The following is a 15,460-nucleotide window of genomic DNA, read 5'->3' as shown; positions in this document are numbered from 1 at the left end:
TCATGGGTTGCCCTGAGAATCATTACGGCAAACATCTAGTACACATTGCCGCAACCAACGATGGGCAGGATCGGCATCCATTCGTGGGTGCCATAGCATAGAGATAGTAATGGATGGCGAAGTTATCGGCAGTGGGAAGCTAAACATGCCGCGACGCAAATTCAGCGTGTGTTGTGCCGGGACGGTGGCAACCAAGTCGGAATCTTTCACCAAAGCCAGCGCAGTTGAAATACTATCAACGTAAGTGACCCTATTTCTTTCCAGCCCCAATAATTGCAAAGTATCATCCATCGGCCCTTTATGGCCCTGACGCCGCGAAATAATAATATGCCGCTGAGCGGCATAGCGGTCAGGTGTTATCTCCCCCTCGTTTAATGGATGCCCCGCCCTGACCACACCAATAAAACCATCACGAAACAGCGCTCGCGTGCGCAATTCTGGGCTGGCCGCAGAACCAACCACCCCGGTTTCCAAATCGACACTACCATCACGAAGTAACAGGCTGTCTTTATTAAGTTTTTGCATAAAACGCAACTGCACGCCCGCCGCGTCCTGGCTGATTCTCGTTAACAGTGCCGCACCAAAATTTTCAACAAAACCATCGCTGGTTCGCAAGGTGAAAACTCGGGTCAATTGAGCCAGATCCAGTTTCTCTGCGGGGCGCAAAACAGATGTTGCATCCTGTACTAATTGGCTGACCTGTTCACGTAATTCAAGCGCTCTTGGTGTAGGAACCAATGCCCGCCCTGCCCGCACCAGCAAGGGATCGCCCGTCGTCTTACGTAATCTTGCCAGCGCCCGGCTCATTGCTGATGGGCTCAGTCCCAATCGTTGCGCGGCCCCCACCACACTGCCTTCCGCCAGCAGGACATTGAGTGTGAATAATAAGTTGAGATCAGGTTTTGTCATGTTCTGACTCTAGCACAGGATTATGACATGGCGTTAGATGCATGAATAAACTGCATTCAGTGCGTCTTCCGCCTTATGAAGCAATGCCATAGTCTCCTGTTAATGTCTTTCAGGAGTGCCTCATAAATGAAAATTGATACTAACAGCACCAATTTATACCGTTCTGACAACAGCAGTCTGCGGCAAAAAATGATCAGCCTCTCACTACCGATGTTGCTTTCGTCACTCGCCACCAGCATTGCTAATGTCGGATTACCCACCCTGACGCAAGCTTTCAGTGCCTCTTTTCAAGAGGTGCAATGGGTGGTTTTAGCCTATTTACTGGCAGTGACCACATCGGCTATCAGTATTGGTCGCCTTGGGGATATCACCGACAAACGCCAACTGCTAAAAAGCGGAATTGGTTTGTTTGCTTTGGCCTCCCTAGGGTGCGCATTTGCGCCGACTATCGGGATATTGATCGCCGCTCGTGTCTTACAAGGGTTGGGGGCTGCAGCCATGATGACTCTGACTCTGGCACTGGTGAGTGAGACGATAGAACAAGGAAAAACAGGGCGAGCTATGGGGCTGCTCGGCACTGTATCCGCTATCGGTACGGCCCTTGGACCTTCGCTCGGCGGCATGCTAATTTCCAAATTTGGTTGGTCAGCTATATTCCTGATAAATATACCTTTAGCGCTATTAGCTCTGTGGTTAGTATCGCGCTATCTACCTAAAATCGTTACACTGTCATCTCAATCTTCGTCAGGATTTGACCCTCTCGGAATGCTGCTATTGGGACTCACACTTGCACTGTATGCCCTCGCCATGACCTTGGGACAGGGTATCTTCAGCGCCTTCAATTTTATCTTACTGGGGGGAGCCATTGTCGGCCTTGGATTATTTTTCTGGGTAGAAAAGAGAGCTAAATTTCCCTTAATTCACATTTCGATGTTGCGCCGTTCTGTGTTGCGTAATGGGTTAATCATGAGCGCATTAGTCACCACCATCATGATGGCGACCCTTATTGTTGGGCCATTTTATCTTTCATCGGCACTCGGTCTGCCTGCGCAATGGGTCGGATTAGCCCTGTCTGTTGGCCCGATAATCGCGGCACTAAGCGGTATTCCGGCGGGTTATTGGGTGGATAAACTGGGCGCTAACACTATGGTTGCTGTCGGGCTGGCGGGAATCACCGCCGGTACCATGGTACTGCCCATAATCACACCTACTGCGGGGGTTTTCGGTTATGTTGTACCTGTCTGCCTAATTACTGCAGGTTATGCCATTTTTCAAACTGCCAACAACACGCTATTAATTAAGTCTGTTGGCGTCGATCAGCGCGGTGTGACTGCCGGCATGCTGAATCTTTCCCGCAACCTGGGTCTGATTACTGGTGCATCGGTTATGGGGGCCGTTTTCTTCTCCGCCTCAGCCTCACAAAACACCGCGTTAGCCACAGCCGCAGATATCACTCGCGGCATGCAGCTGACTTATCGGGTGGCTGCGCTATTAGCGCTAATTGCTTTAGGAATAGCTGCAATTCATTTGAAAAATAAATCTTACCAATAATGATTCCTCAGTGAGAAATGACCGTCACTCATTATTTTGCTGAATGGATTCACATTAAAGATTTCAACCCATAAACATCAATTTATCTTTAATGTAGGCACTAGCCCTCTCTGATTATTTTCCACCGCGCCGTAGCAATAAATCAGAAATATGAGATGGATAAGTGATTTTTTGCTTAATATTGGACACTTTCTGAATCTTGCTGCTATTAATTAAATATCTAGAATTTTTAATGATTACTGTCATAAACATCGGTTGCGCTACGTTATTGGCTCAACCTCTTTCTAGATTACCTGGTTGCAAATTATATGATTAAGGAAGAAACAATGAAGAAAACCTTACTTATTATAGGTACACTGGCTTTATTACCCGCTGCTCCACCAGCAGAAAGTGCAGGTACGGTAACTGGGACGTTAGGGGCCACATTAACCATTATTACGGGCTGTTATATTAATGATGGCACCGCCCCGGGTGGGTTGACGAATTTAGGTACCATAAACTTCGGTACGGTATCTACCTTGAATACCGAGATAAAAGTGCCCTACAGCAGCACATCCGGTGGCACGTTGAATTTATACTGTAGTACCGGAACTAACTACAGTATTGCCATAGACAATGGCTTACATGCTTCAGGTAATCAGCGCCGTTTGGCTGGCGGAACTGCAGAGTTTGTCACCTATAACTTGTATAAAGACTCCGCGTATGGCCAAGCATGGGGAACAACAGGTTCCGGTCTTCTCACTGGCACGGCAAGCACCATCGCCACGGCCATCCCACTCACGGTTTATAGCCAAGTTCCAATACAGACCACCCCCAGCGTCAGCACCTATACCGACACAGTCAACGTGACTGTTAGTTGGTAGTGGGTATGATTCAGAATATTACGCTGGATAACTCGCTGATAACATTCTATAAAATAGCTTTTTTATGGCTATCCAGCGCGCTGTTATTACTGCAAGTTTATCCGGCTCATGCCGATATAAAAACCGCCAATATCACCGTTAGCGCCACCTTATTGCCAACCTGCATTGCAGGCACCGTTGTTGGTGGTGCCACAAGTTTTGGCACCCTAAATTTTGGTTCTGCCACCATGCTGAACACACCGATTGCCGTGACCGGGCAAGCTAATACCGGCGCAATTTCGGTGCAATGCAGTAAAAGCACCAGCTTTACCGTGTTACTCAGTGCCGGGCAAAGCGGTAGCGTCAATAGCCGTTATTTGGCCAGTGGCACAACCACCCAGCATGTGAATTACAACCTGTATACCGACGCCGCACATAGCCATATTTGGGATAATACCGTGGGGGTTTCACAAGTCGCGACAGGACAGCCCGTCACCCTTCCCGTCTATGGATTAATACCCATACAAAGTACACCGCCCGTTGGCATCTACACCGATACCGTGCAAGTCACGGTCAATTGGTAGGGAGGGACTATGGCGCATCACGGTTGCTATCCCACCTTGCTTCAATTGCTGGTACTTGCCCTGCTGGGCCTGCCCGGGGCAAGCAGTTATGGGGATACATTGACTAGCCCATTTGCGGTTAAAGCCTCCATTTTATCCGGCTGTATTTTGGGCAGTGGCACTGTAGATAGCAGCAGTTTTGGCACGCTGAGCTTTGGTAATGTGTCTTCACTCTCCACGGCAATTAATGTCGTCTCCAGCCAGAATGCCGGTTCAATTATTGTTCAATGTAGCGGGACTCCCAGCCTCACTTTGGCACTCAATAGCGGCGCCAACACTTCGGGCAATATCGCCTCCGGCAGACGACTACTCAACAGTGCTACCGGCGAGTATCTGTTTTATCAAGTATTTCAAGATAGCGCCCGCAGTGTTATCTGGGGCAATGGCAGCAACGGGGGAGCGACGCAAATGATTACCGCCAATAGCACGGTGCAACAAATCATTTTATACGCGCAATTATTTGCCAGCAGCACGCTACCCACCGCGGGGAATTACACAGACACACTTTTAGTCACTGTCAGCTATTAAGCGACCATTTATTTAATGTGGGTACTTTATCGACAAGGAGTTCACTATGACGAAATTAACATCACTCTCATCGATGGTTGTACTGGCAACAGCAGTCACCAGTGGCTCAGTTTATGCCGCGTCCTCGGTACTTATTTGGCCGATTGATCCGGTGATCAATAGCCATGAAAAAGCCACCGCTTTGTGGCTGGAAAATAGAGACAGTCAGCCAGTTTATATGCAAGTGCGGGTATTAGGGTGGCAGCAAAAAGAGGGGCAAGAAGATTACAGTAGCCAAACAGCCGTGCTTGCCAGCCCACCGGTTGCCACTATTCTGCCGGGTAAACGCCAACTGGTGCGTCTGATTAAAAATACCCAAGTCCCGGCGGGCCAAGAGCAGGCTTTCCGGGTACTGATTGATGAAATTCCCCGCAAAGATCCTAATGACGATGCGCCCACCCCGGCCCTGAATATGGGGTTAAAGTTTCAAATGCGCTACTCCGTCCCACTGTTTATCTATGGTGAGGGTCTGAAATCTGAAGATGCCAATAACCCCACGACGTTTTTCCCACTCAACCTAAGCTACAAACTCGTTTCGGATGGCAGTAAACAGTGGCTGGCGATTCGCAATCAGGGCCAGACCCACGCGCGCATCTCTCGGGTCAGTTTGCAGCATAATGATATCAATAGTGGGTTGATGGGCTATGTGCTGCCGGGCAGTGAAATGCGTTTCCAGGTTCCGGCATCGGCCCGCACCGGGCAATTAACGGCATCAGTCAATAGCAATGCCAAACCTGTCGCTATTCCTCATCAATAGATTGTTCTTATCTAAGAATATCTATTGATTGATGCATCGCTAATGCATTGATAAACAGGAATATAAGGTTTGGGATGATGATCAAATCCAGGCTATCGCCAATTTTGACATTGATGTATGCCTCAATGATATCCCCCATATTAATGCCGCAAACGGCAAGGGGGGATGATTTGCCGCCTCCGCCATCTGCCGCGGTGATGCCTGACGCCACCCTCTATCTGGAACTGGTGGTTAATGGCCGTAACTTCGGTGAGGCAGTGCCGGTGGTCTTTCGTGGCGGGCATTATTATCTGACGCCTGAGCAACTAAAAGCGGTGGGTTTACCGCTGCCTGAAGCAAATCCGCAGGAAGTTGCCATTGATGCGATGGATAAAGTCAAAGTCACCTATCAAGGCGACAGCCAGCAACTGCTCATTGATATCCCCAGCGAGTGGTTGCCGCAACAGCGGGTTAATACCGCCACGCCAACTGATTACAATTTAGCGCAAAGCAGTCTTGGCCTGTTATTCAATTATGATGTTTATGCCAGTCAGGGCAATAATAGCAGTCAACCCAGTAATCTCTCGGCCTGGACCGAGCAACGGCTCTTCGATCGCTTCGGTGTCATCAGTAATACCGGCGTATATCGTTCGACCCTGACAGACACCGCGGATGTCACCGTAGAGAAAGGATATGTCCGCTACGATACCCAGTGGCGGTCAAATGATGAAGATCATATGCTGAGCTACACGGCGGGTGACCTGATAACAGGCTCTCTGGCCTGGAGCAGTTCAGTGCGCCTTGGCGGGCTGCAATTATCACGCAATTTTGCCATACGCCCAGACTTAGTCACTTATCCACTCCCACAGTTTGCGGGTCAGGCCGCTATCCCCAGTACCGTAGACCTGTATATCAATAACTTTAGGACCCAATCGGCGACAGTTAATCCCGGGCCTTTTGTTATTGATAATGGCCCAAGAATCAATGGTGCGGGACAAGCCACTGTGGTTACCACTGATGCATTGGGGCGGCAAGTCAGTACATCGGTTCCCTTCTATGTCGCCAGTGATTTACTCAAGCCCGGCCTATGGGACTTCAGTGTTTCCAGCGGTATGCTACGCCAAAACTATGGCATTCAGTCTGCTGACTATGGCGATCCTGTCGCCACCGGAGTGCTCCGCTATGGCACGACACCTTGGTTAACGTTAGAGGGGCGAGCCGATATCGCCAAACAACTGAATGTTGCTGGCAGTGGCATCAGTTTACGTGCTGGGAATTACGGTGTGTTGAATGGTTCCTACAGTATCAGTCACGCAGGTAATGATATTTTAGGCAGCGGCATTGCACCAGAGCTGAATATTGATACTTCAGCAGCACCCTCCTCACCACGATACGGTGGCAAGGGTAATCAGTACTCATTCGGTTACAGCTATAGCAATGCTTTTTTCAGCCTGAATGCCCAGCGCATCACTCGCAGCCCTAACTACGGCGACCTGGCGAATTATAAGAGTGAATACCGACTCAGTAGGCGTACTGACCAGATCACTGGCAGTCTGGGGTTGGGAACTTATGGCTCTATCGGCTCCGGCTATTTTGATGTTCAGGATGCTTTAGGCGAGCGTACTCGGCTGGTTAACCTCAGTTACAGCAATACTGTCTTTGGCAATACCAGTTTTTATCTCTCAGTTAATCGGGAAATTGGCAGCAAAGGTTATAACGCGCAGATAGTGTTAAGTATTCCTCTCGGCGATTGGGGGGCTGGCAGTCTCAGCAGTATGCGTGATACCAATAACGTTTGGAGTCAAAGGGTCAATTATAGCCGAGCGACCCCCACCAACGGCGGGCTGGGTTGGAATCTGGCTTATGCCAATGGTAGCGGTGAAAGCAGTAGTTACCAGCAAGCCGACCTGACATGGCGGACGCGCGTCATGGAAAGTCGGGTCGGTGTCTATGGTAATGACAGCGACTACCGGAGTTGGGGGGAAATGAGCGGTTCGCTGGTCATGATGAACCGAGGGATCTATGCGAGCAACACTATCAATGATGCTTTTGCACTAGTTTCAACCCATGGTTTCCGCCAAATCCCGGTCAGTTATGAAAATCAGCTCATTGGAGCCACCAATGACGATGGCTATTTATTAATTCCTAATGTCACTTCCTACTATCAGGCGAAATTCCAAATAGATCCTATGAGCTTGCCGGCGGATGTTTCCATGCCCGAAGTTGAACGCCAACTGGCAATCAGTGAACGCAGCGGTTATTTAATCGATTTCCCGATAGAGCAAATTACGGCTGCGACACTACATGTTGTTGATGAGTCAGGTAAAGATTTACCGAAAGGAAGTCCAATATTTGCCGCCGATGCGAAACCCGCCAGTTATGTCGGTTGGGACGGTATTGCGTATATCGAACAAATTAAGCCACAAAATAAACTGAGAATAACCCGAGCGGATAATAGCGCTAATTGTTATGTGCAATTTGCGCTAAAAGCCAGCACCGGAATACAGAATATCGGCACAGTGACCTGCAAATGAGCGGCAACAAAATAACGGGAGAAAAAATGCGCCAGAATAAAATAAAAATACGCCCTAGCGGCTTCTTCTTGGCTATTAGCATTTTGCTGATATTAGTGATGGGATTGATAGCTCCAACTGCTCAGGCTGACTCCTGCACTTTTACTGCGGGTACCGTCACTTTGCCTCCCAGCTCTTCTGTGGCGGCAAATACCACAGCAGTGAATGCTCAAGGTGCCACGGCAATGACGTGTTCTGGCGCATTGATCTCTATTGCGTTATTAGGCTCATATACTTTATCAGCGACTATAGCCAGCACAACCAATAATCTAAACCTTAAAAATGCAGCGGGCGATCTTATCCCTTATTCTATTTATGCCACTGGCGCTTTTGGTACTGCTCTGGGAATTGGAAGCAAATTGGATTATAGCGGTTCAAATCTTTTATCTATTAGCTTAGGAAACTTAAACGCCAATCTTCCCATCTATATCCGCACCGGCAATAATGGCGCAATTAACGTGAATATCAGTGCAGGCACCTATACCGATGTGATCACTTTGGACTGGAACTACAATATATGCAAAGTATTGAATGTGTTGGGCGGTTGTTTAGGTTCCTGGCAAGGCTCGGGAACCGGAACCGATATATCCACCGTGACAGTCACCCTGGTGGTCAGTAAGAATTGCGCCATTAATAGTGCTCAAGATGTTAACTTCGGTAGTTTCGCTTTAGTGGGTCAGTTCAACCCGATCAGCCAGACGATTACCCTCACCTGCACCAAAGGCTCGACCTTTAATACTTATGTCACCACCGGTGATAACCCAGTGACTAATTGGCAGCAAATGAAACTGACATCTTCAACCGCCACCGATTATTTGCAATATCAGCTCTATCAAGGTGCCTCGGGCTCCACACTGTGGAATGCAACCTCCATACTGCCCGGAACCGGCACTGGCACGCAACAGCAGGTTCCCTTTCATGCGGTGATTAACCCCAATCAGAATCAACGCACCCCAGGCAGCTATCAAGACAACGTGAGTCTGGTGTTGGTGTATTAAATGTAAGTTTTATCCGAAGGTGAAAATGAGCACATTTTAAAATTATTGTTTTCGCCTTATTTATTAATGTAGTAGAAATCAAAAAAAGATTTGTAGTTAAGAAAATTCCGATTGAGCTGTACTAAATCTGTCCCTGTTATACAATCTGCGGGCTTAAATAATAGCCGACAGAATTTTACCTAAGGAAAGCCGCGATTAAACAGGAGTGGACATCATGACTGATTATGATAATCGGGAAAAATCAGCTGACATTGCTCTGTTAAAAGAAATGAACAGCTTACGGGACATCATCGAGAATAACTCAGATTGGATCTGGGAAGTTGATGCTACTGGCTGTTACACCTTTTCATCGGCAAAATCTGTCGAGCTTTTGGGGCGTCGCCCTCATGAAGTGATCGGCAAAACCCCCTTTGATTTTATGCCCAAAGATGAAGCTAGTCGGGTGGGAAAGATATTCGCTGAGATTGTGGCTGCTCGTATCCCTTTCGCGGGTTTGCAAAACCGTAATATTCGCCCAGATGGTAGCGAAGTCTTGCTTGAAACCAGCGGTATCCCACTGTTTGACGATAATGGTGAATTCAAAGGCTATCGGGGTATTGACCGCAATCTGAGCAATTTACCTTATGATGCCGGTAGACGCTTATTTGAGCTCGAATCCATTTATTCTAATGCACCGGCGGGCCTGTGCTTCATTGACTCAACCCTGCGCTACCTGACGGTAAATGATTATCTTGCTGAATTATTGGGTAAAAACACAATAGAGATCAATGGCCGTAAAGTGGCTGATTTCTTACCCAGTATCGTCCCTATTGTACAAAGTGCCCTATTAAAAGCTTATTGCAGCGATAGCATCCCTGATGCTGAGTTTCAGATGCCAGATAAGAAGCGGGTCTTTTTCATGCGCATGAAAGCGGCTCGATATCCCAGTGGTCAAGTGAGCGGTTTGTCAGTTGCCATGATAGATATTACGCCGCTGAAAGAGATGGAAGAAAAGCTGCGCAGTAGCAAGCAGCATTACCGCAATATGGTCGAACTGAACCCACAAATTCCGTGGACGGCCTCCCCTGACGGGATGATCACCAATGTCAGTTCTCGCTTTGAAAAAATTACCGGCTTAACCCGTGAAGAAGCGCTGGCAGACAGATGGTTGCGCACCATTCATGCTGATGATCGCCATCCTACCCTGATAAGTTGGGAGCATTCCCTCCAAACTCAGGAACCTCTCGACGTTGAAATTCGCTTTTGTCATGTGGAAAAAGGCTGGAACTGGATGCGTATTCGCGCAGTTCCCAGTGTTGATGATCAGGGTAATGTGCAATGTTGGTATGGCACTGCCGAAGATATCCATGAACGCAAGCTATTGGAACTGAAGCTGATTAAGGCCAATCGACGCCTGGAGATTCAAGCCAGAACCGACTCGCTGACTAAATTACCTAATCGTCGAGAGTTCAAAAAAGTGCTGGCCCATGAATTTATGCGGGCAAGGCGCTCAGGCTCCCCATTGGCGGTCTTAATGATTGATATCGATTATTTCAAGAATTTTAATGATTGCTATGGTCATATTTCGGGTGATGCCTGTCTGCGTCTGGTGGCCAGAGCATTACGTAAATCATTAAAACGCAGCACTGATATTGTGGCCCGCTATGGTGGTGAAGAGTTTGCCGCCATTCTGCCGGATACCGACCAGAAAGGGGCCAGTCTGGTGGCAGAGCATATTCTGCAATCTATCCGCGCCATGGGGATTAAGCATAGTGACAGTAAATTTCGCAAAGTGACCATCAGCCTTGGCGTGACCGTGTATCAAGCACACCAGCACAGCAGCATTACTGATCAGGCTGACCTGATGTTGACCGCAGATCAGGCACTGTATTACTCGAAGAAGAATGGGCGTAATCAATTTAATTTGGCCGAACTTCCTTACTAAGGACGCGATTTTTTTGCGGGCACCCTCTGGCGCTTTTTTTTAGCTCAGCTATTCTCAATAAGGCGACCAATCTGGTCACACCTCATACCACTACAGGTGGAAAGGAGTCTTTATGGGAAAAACGGTAGTAAAAATCCGAAACTTTGAAGTTGATGACGCCGTGTTATCCGCACCACAGGCAAAAGGTGAAAATACACTCAGTATCCCCTGCAAATCGGACCCTGACTTGTGTATGCAGCTAGATGGGTGGGATGAACAGACCAGTATTCCAGCGACACTCGATGGTAAAGACCGGCTGCTATATAAGAAACATTATGATAGACATCAGGATGCCTGGGTGATGAGGGTAACTTGATTGACCAATCAGAAGATCCGTCAGCCCATATATGAATAGATGAGTGACGGCTTCTTCTTTTACCATGCAGTTTTACCATTCGGAACTGCTGCCCAATCGGTGATAAATCAGAAGACCGATCAGCAAAAATCAGCTATCAGAACTTTTCCAACACTTTAAACTGCATGCAAATCAGCATCATATCCGGGGAAAACATATCGTACTCCTCGAAAAAACGCTGCTGTGTTTTGCGCCAGTAAGCCAGCGTTCGATCGCCCTCACCTTCAGCCAAAGCATGAGCTTCATCTACTTGATCAAAGGTTTTCAGCTCAACGTCGGTTAACTCGACAGCACATACCGGCTCATTGCGGCCATTAACCACAACAAACACATCACCCGCTTGTGGGACGCCATCTTCATCTAATGCGGCACAGGTCGCGGTTTTAGTGCCATCCAGTACCAGCGCCAACACATCATCGGCGACTTGCTCAGTATCGCCAAAAGCCCAACGCTCGGCGTTTTCATATTTTTGTGGAATGGTAGCCATGGTTTCATTATTCCTATTCGTAATATTATTGATGCAGCGCATATTACACTTTATCGCTACGAACTAACTCTCGCATCAATATAAATTTTCGCTACTATAACTCAGGTTGCGGTAAACAAATAAACTCCGCAGAATTATTTCAAATCAAACAACAATATTCAGATAAAAATAGGGACCTCATGGTGACCAAGCGCTTACATACCAAGCATTGGAAAACGTTTTTGGTGTTACTTTGTATCTGTGGCGCATTAATGCTGCTACGGTGGGCATCAATGATTTTTGGCTGACCCTATCGCCGCTAGCGTTTATCTTTCGGCAAAAATAAACAGCCACACTTTGGGCAGACTAATGCCGTATTTTTATGCACTTTATCTGTGCTCTGCTCTGACGTCGCACCACAATCTGGGCACGTAATTTTCACTTTGGCACTGCTAACCCATTTTCTGACATTATCAAGAAATGACATATTCTTCCCGCCCCTCAGTTGTACAACCCCATTAGATTACGTTAATCGACAGCACTAAACCGTGGTGTGGTCAGCGTTACTCAGATTATCTGTACCGGATCAGATTTCGCTTACAGGAAAGAACCGGTTTTGCAGGAGACAATGGAAAGAAACAAGCGGAAAATGGAAAGATACGAGGGAAAACATTCACCACGCAGCATGGCTGGCATGCTTGGCGTAGTGAAATGGTAGGCAGGTTATTGGAAACCCTTGGTTGGGGATCAGTGATTCCATAATTCTTGGATCAACCCTCTGACCCGAACCTTGGAAGCACCGGCAACCAGGCTGATGATACGGTTAGCACTCAACGTAGAAACATCAGTATTCCATTCCTCAAAAGAGTGATCGGCGTAACTGTCGTTGAAAACCTTTTTTATCGAGGATTCAGCTTCGGACATCTCACTGAAACTCTTAGCGTTTATTAAGCACTGAGCAATGATTGAGACTTTTTTCATGTTTTATCCTTGATTATCGGTCGCATAGTGTAGCACAATTACTCCCTCTCTGATCATATGCTGGCTAAATTGTTTTCAATTCAAGCTAACAGATTGATAAAAATAAAGATTTATGATTCCCTTCTCCGCCACTATCCGCTTGAAGCATCACCAATTTCAATTAGTGCCAATACCCAGACCACTGCCAATCATCACCAAAACTTCTTAAAAAAAGCTCCATCATCACAAGCACGTAACACAAAATTCATTATTTATTCATTTACTGTGCGTTTTTTATTCAATTTGCGTGCTATATTGTAATTGCTCTGTCATGACCAAAAGTTCTACCCCAAGTAGGTAACCGAGGTGTCAAATGATCAGCAATATTTTTCTTTATTCACTTTTTATTATTTATATCACTGCCGCCCTCGTTGATGGGTCACTACCACTATTAGACATGATGTAACCCACCTAATATAAAGACTCAATTTAATGAGTTCGCCACTCTCTGCTCCATTAAGAACCATATCGACGCTGCCACTGTTGATTTGACATGTGATACCAGCAATGCTGGCTAAGTGGACTCTCCGGGCTAACATTAGGATGAGGAAAACTCTCTGGCGCTCGCTCCATCCCAATTCGTGACATCAATGCTTGTGAACGCAAATTAATTAATGCGGTAAACGAAACAATCTCAGCCAGATTTAATTGCTTAAAACCAACGTCTAAGGCCGCGAATGCCGCTTCGGTGGCCAATCCCTGCCCCCAACATGGATAAGCAAAGCGCCAGCCTATTTCGACACAAGGTGAAAAAGGTAATTCGGCTGTAGGGATATGCAATCCTAAAGTGCCGACAAATTCCCTGGATGCTTTGAGCTCAACCGCCCACATTCCCCACCCACGCTGGGCGATCAATCGTTGGCAACGGTCAGCCATTGCATCACTTTCTTTGCGGGTTAACGTTGCAGGAAAAAACTCCATCACCCGTTTGTCGGCATTTAACGTGGCAAATGGGGCCTTGTCAGCAGGAACCCACTGCCGCAGCCGTAGACGTTCGGTTTCAACTTCAATCACTTGCTTCATTTACGGCTAATGTTGCGACAATGCGCGCCATTGCTGTACTGAAGGTCGCTGCCATTGATAACTTGCATACTTGCGCAGAGACTCTGGCAGCGCATCACCACTAAGCGCTAGCCGGTTAAGCATGAGTGCTAAATCCGTATCTGCGATGCACCACTCGCTAAATAGGTTTTTTCTGCCATCGGAAAGTAAGCGCTCCAACCCCGAAATAAGCTTATTAGCTGACTGCTGAGCACTGTCAGACAGTGGCGGCAATCTCAGCCCGGCAAAAACCACCTCAGTAGGGCGCTCGGCACGAATAGGCATAAAATCACTGCGCAACCACGCCTGGACTTCACGTGCTTTAGCGCGTTCTTGTTTGTCCTGCGGATAAATTCGTGCATATTCCGGAGAAGAAAAACGCTCTTCTAGATATTCGGAAATTGCTGAAGATTCAGATAATTGAAAGTCATCAATAACCAATGTAGGCACCCGTCGAGTCACGGACAACAGGCCATAGGCTGCCTGTAAATTCTCACCCGCAGATAGATCGATGGGAGCCAATGAGAAAGGAAGCGCTTTTTCCGTCAGTGAAACAAACGCCGACATCACATAGGGGCTGAAAAAATTCGCATCACTATACAAAGTAATAGTTTGATAACTCATTGGGGCTCCACATGGTTATTATTGAGAAGATTAATCAGCCACTTGTTGGTCATCTAAAATCGTTAACAAGATGTCTGCATCCGGGGTCGTTATATGTTTCCCCTCAAGGAAGCCTGCCAGTTTGGCCTCGGCATTATGCTCGAACACTTCATAACCGGCGATGCGGTAGCCAGGGATGCCATCCTGTCCACGAATATATTCATCGCCATCAATATAGTAGCCAATGGTGCCGCTAGCATCTTCAATTTCATAACGTTTATCAAATGGAAACTGTTTCATCATATACCCTAAAACTCAACATACCGACATAATGCCAATTTATGACTATGTTAGGAAGAGGTAGACAGAATCTAAGCCTTCTTTTTAAGTATATAATAACACTGGTTTAGAAATGATAAAGATTGCCATGAGTCTCATGGCAATCTTTATTACTACTCATCTAACCTGTTCAAGATAACCGTATTATTTCATGGTTATTTCTTAAACTTTAAAGAAAGCAATGCATTATTGCCCACTGTCATATATTTATCAGCTAAAGCCTCGGTACTATTAAATGTAGCGATAGCCAACTTTCCATCAATCGTCGTCAGCAACATTACATTTTTGATGGTTCCATCCGCAGCCGGTGTGTCCATGGTCAGAATATAAGCTTTACGCCCATCAATATCCTTCTCTTCCAGAGTAGGTTTAAATGCAGCGAATTGCGTTTTCATCATTTTGACGACATCACCAAGCTTACCTTCAGGTATTGCGTTATTGGTATCGCTAAATGCGAAGGATACGCTACCATCGCCAACAGCGTAAGCTTCTTGCGGTGCATTGGCTTGAGGATACTTAGTTGCCAACATTTCTTTAGACATCAACGTGAATTCAGCTGGCATATCAATGTAAGCTTTGCCACCAAAGACTTTAGTACCTGTTGGTTCGGGATCAGAACAACCAGCCAGTACAATCACCATTGCAAATAATAGAAAAATACTTTTCTTTAACAAAATAAACACCCCAGAATAAAATTAATATAATACCCAGCAATAATGAATGCCTGGCACTGTTTTGATAAAGTTTCGTTGCCACTAAATTATATCCACTTGTATTCTTCCCAGTCCATTTAGATCATCCAAGATATATCCTAATTAATTAACTCCAACCTATAGATCTAAGTTTTTAATATCGTTTATTTTAATCACAAAAT

18 protein-coding genes are annotated in these 15,460 nt (G+C 46.7%); 10 read left to right on the top strand and 8 right to left on the bottom strand.

The annotated features are described in order from the left end of the window. The gene (locus tag FTA96_RS09540; protein WP_050121221.1) at window positions 1-909 is read right to left on the bottom strand and encodes a LysR family transcriptional regulator; all 909 of its coding nucleotides are present in this window, start codon (window positions 907-909) and stop codon (window positions 1-3) included. A 126-nt stretch (window positions 910-1,035) separates the two neighbouring features. On the opposite strand from FTA96_RS09540, the gene FTA96_RS09535 reads away from it, so the two are divergent. The 9 genes from FTA96_RS09535 (at window position 1,036) to FTA96_RS09495 (ending at window position 11,078) form a co-directional block, all read left to right on the top strand. Continuing rightward, window positions 1,036-2,460, top strand: a complete 1,425-nt coding sequence (locus FTA96_RS09535; protein WP_145573705.1) for an MFS transporter — start codon at window positions 1,036-1,038, stop codon at window positions 2,458-2,460. 326 nt (window positions 2,461-2,786) lie between these two features. After that, a complete protein-coding gene (locus FTA96_RS09530; protein WP_050109628.1) occupies window positions 2,787-3,323 on the top strand; it encodes a Csu type fimbrial protein in 537 nt (178 codons plus the stop codon). A gap of 5 nt (window positions 3,324-3,328) precedes the next feature. After that, window positions 3,329-3,886, top strand: coding sequence for a Csu type fimbrial protein (locus FTA96_RS09525; RefSeq protein WP_145534448.1), 558 nt, complete (start codon window positions 3,329-3,331; stop codon window positions 3,884-3,886). A gap of 9 nt (window positions 3,887-3,895) precedes the next feature. Then, window positions 3,896-4,453 (top strand): Csu type fimbrial protein, encoded by a 558-nt coding sequence (locus FTA96_RS09520; protein WP_145573704.1) that lies wholly within the window; start codon window positions 3,896-3,898, stop codon window positions 4,451-4,453. Between the two features lie 46 nt (window positions 4,454-4,499). Beyond that, window positions 4,500-5,249: a fimbrial biogenesis chaperone gene (locus tag FTA96_RS09515; RefSeq protein ID WP_145573702.1), complete on the top strand. Its 750-nt coding sequence runs from the start codon at window positions 4,500-4,502 to the stop codon at window positions 5,247-5,249. 74 nt (window positions 5,250-5,323) lie between these two features. Beyond that, a complete protein-coding gene (locus FTA96_RS09510; protein ID WP_145573700.1) occupies window positions 5,324-7,762 on the top strand; it encodes a fimbria/pilus outer membrane usher protein in 2,439 nt (812 codons plus the stop codon). 26 nt (window positions 7,763-7,788) lie between these two features. Then, complete coding sequence (locus FTA96_RS09505) at window positions 7,789-8,799, top strand: Csu type fimbrial protein (RefSeq protein WP_145573698.1); 1,011 nt, start codon at window positions 7,789-7,791, stop codon at window positions 8,797-8,799. Between the two features lie 214 nt (window positions 8,800-9,013). Next, on the top strand, window positions 9,014-10,723 hold the full coding sequence (locus FTA96_RS09500) for a sensor domain-containing diguanylate cyclase (RefSeq protein WP_050109633.1): 1,710 nt from the start codon (window positions 9,014-9,016) through the stop codon (window positions 10,721-10,723). 112 nt (window positions 10,724-10,835) lie between these two features. Next, entirely contained in the window at window positions 10,836-11,078 is a 243-nt protein-coding gene (locus FTA96_RS09495; protein ID WP_050146238.1) for a YebV family protein, read from the top strand. A 136-nt stretch (window positions 11,079-11,214) separates the two neighbouring features. Here FTA96_RS09495 and FTA96_RS09490 read toward each other — a convergent pair whose 3' ends face one another. Beyond that, window positions 11,215-11,604 (bottom strand): ASCH domain-containing protein, encoded by a 390-nt coding sequence (locus tag FTA96_RS09490; protein WP_050109635.1) that lies wholly within the window; start codon window positions 11,602-11,604, stop codon window positions 11,215-11,217. Between the two features lie 179 nt (window positions 11,605-11,783). On the opposite strand from FTA96_RS09490, the gene yniD reads away from it, so the two are divergent. After that, window positions 11,784-11,891: a small membrane protein YniD gene (gene yniD / locus FTA96_RS23490; RefSeq protein ID WP_087818087.1), complete on the top strand. Its 108-nt coding sequence runs from the start codon at window positions 11,784-11,786 to the stop codon at window positions 11,889-11,891. Window positions 11,892-11,902: 11 nt separating this feature from the next. Here the strand turns inward: yniD and FTA96_RS23400 are convergent, their stop codons facing one another. The 6 genes from FTA96_RS23400 to FTA96_RS09465 all read right to left on the bottom strand — a co-directional run bounded on the left by FTA96_RS23400 (window position 11,903) and on the right by FTA96_RS09465 (window position 15,260). Next, a complete protein-coding gene (locus FTA96_RS23400; protein ID WP_004706500.1) occupies window positions 11,903-12,070 on the bottom strand; it encodes a YnfU family zinc-binding protein in 168 nt (55 codons plus the stop codon). A gap of 260 nt (window positions 12,071-12,330) precedes the next feature. After that, entirely contained in the window at window positions 12,331-12,564 is a 234-nt protein-coding gene (locus tag FTA96_RS09485) for a hypothetical protein (protein WP_050109636.1), read from the bottom strand. 495 nt (window positions 12,565-13,059) lie between these two features. Further along, window positions 13,060-13,626 carry a GNAT family N-acetyltransferase gene (locus FTA96_RS09480; RefSeq protein WP_050109638.1) on the bottom strand — a complete coding sequence of 189 codons (567 nt, stop codon included), beginning with the start codon at window positions 13,624-13,626 and terminating at the stop codon, window positions 13,060-13,062. Between the two features lie 6 nt (window positions 13,627-13,632). Beyond that, window positions 13,633-14,268, bottom strand: a complete 636-nt coding sequence (yfcF, locus tag FTA96_RS09475) for a glutathione transferase (protein ID WP_050136353.1) — start codon at window positions 14,266-14,268, stop codon at window positions 13,633-13,635. 30 nt (window positions 14,269-14,298) lie between these two features. Further along, a complete protein-coding gene (locus tag FTA96_RS09470; protein WP_050109640.1) occupies window positions 14,299-14,547 on the bottom strand; it encodes a hypothetical protein in 249 nt (82 codons plus the stop codon). A gap of 194 nt (window positions 14,548-14,741) precedes the next feature. Further along, window positions 14,742-15,260: a hypothetical protein gene (locus FTA96_RS09465; RefSeq protein ID WP_050121212.1), complete on the bottom strand. Its 519-nt coding sequence runs from the start codon at window positions 15,258-15,260 to the stop codon at window positions 14,742-14,744. Window positions 15,261-15,460 lie beyond the last annotated feature (200 nt).

Origin of the sequence: Yersinia alsatica (genome assembly GCF_902170305.1) — a bacterium.
In the GTDB taxonomy this organism is placed as follows: Bacteria; Pseudomonadota; Gammaproteobacteria; order Enterobacterales; family Enterobacteriaceae; genus Yersinia; species Yersinia alsatica.
Note: the sequence above shows the minus strand (reverse complement) of the source record. Positions and strands in the feature narration are given on the sequence as shown.

Excerpts from the sequence above, each read along its gene's own strand:
- FTA96_RS09515 (WP_145573702.1), top strand. The coding sequence starts at position 4,500 with ATGACGAAATTAACATCACTCTCATCGATGGTTGTACTGGCAACAGCA.
- FTA96_RS09480 (WP_050109638.1), bottom strand. The coding sequence starts at position 13,626 with ATGAAGCAAGTGATTGAAGTTGAAACCGAACGTCTACGGCTGCGGCAG.
- FTA96_RS09495 (WP_050146238.1), top strand. The coding sequence starts at position 10,836 with ATGGGAAAAACGGTAGTAAAAATCCGAAACTTTGAAGTTGATGACGCC.
- FTA96_RS09485 (WP_050109636.1), bottom strand. The coding sequence starts at position 12,564 with ATGAAAAAAGTCTCAATCATTGCTCAGTGCTTAATAAACGCTAAGAGT.
- FTA96_RS09490 (WP_050109635.1), bottom strand. The coding sequence starts at position 11,604 with ATGGCTACCATTCCACAAAAATATGAAAACGCCGAGCGTTGGGCTTTT.
- FTA96_RS09520 (WP_145573704.1), top strand. The coding sequence starts at position 3,896 with ATGGCGCATCACGGTTGCTATCCCACCTTGCTTCAATTGCTGGTACTT.
- FTA96_RS09470 (WP_050109640.1), bottom strand. The coding sequence starts at position 14,547 with ATGAAACAGTTTCCATTTGATAAACGTTATGAAATTGAAGATGCTAGC.
- yniD (WP_087818087.1), top strand. The coding sequence starts at position 11,784 with ATGGTGACCAAGCGCTTACATACCAAGCATTGGAAAACGTTTTTGGTG.
- FTA96_RS23400 (WP_004706500.1), bottom strand. The coding sequence starts at position 12,070 with ATGTCATTTCTTGATAATGTCAGAAAATGGGTTAGCAGTGCCAAAGTG.
- yfcF (WP_050136353.1), bottom strand. The coding sequence starts at position 14,268 with ATGAGTTATCAAACTATTACTTTGTATAGTGATGCGAATTTTTTCAGC.
- FTA96_RS09530 (WP_050109628.1), top strand. The coding sequence starts at position 2,787 with ATGAAGAAAACCTTACTTATTATAGGTACACTGGCTTTATTACCCGCT.
- FTA96_RS09505 (WP_145573698.1), top strand. The coding sequence starts at position 7,789 with ATGCGCCAGAATAAAATAAAAATACGCCCTAGCGGCTTCTTCTTGGCT.
- FTA96_RS09540 (WP_050121221.1), bottom strand. The coding sequence starts at position 909 with ATGACAAAACCTGATCTCAACTTATTATTCACACTCAATGTCCTGCTG.
- FTA96_RS09510 (WP_145573700.1), top strand. The coding sequence starts at position 5,324 with ATGATGATCAAATCCAGGCTATCGCCAATTTTGACATTGATGTATGCC.
- FTA96_RS09500 (WP_050109633.1), top strand. The coding sequence starts at position 9,014 with ATGACTGATTATGATAATCGGGAAAAATCAGCTGACATTGCTCTGTTA.
- FTA96_RS09525 (WP_145534448.1), top strand. The coding sequence starts at position 3,329 with ATGATTCAGAATATTACGCTGGATAACTCGCTGATAACATTCTATAAA.
- FTA96_RS09535 (WP_145573705.1), top strand. The coding sequence starts at position 1,036 with ATGAAAATTGATACTAACAGCACCAATTTATACCGTTCTGACAACAGC.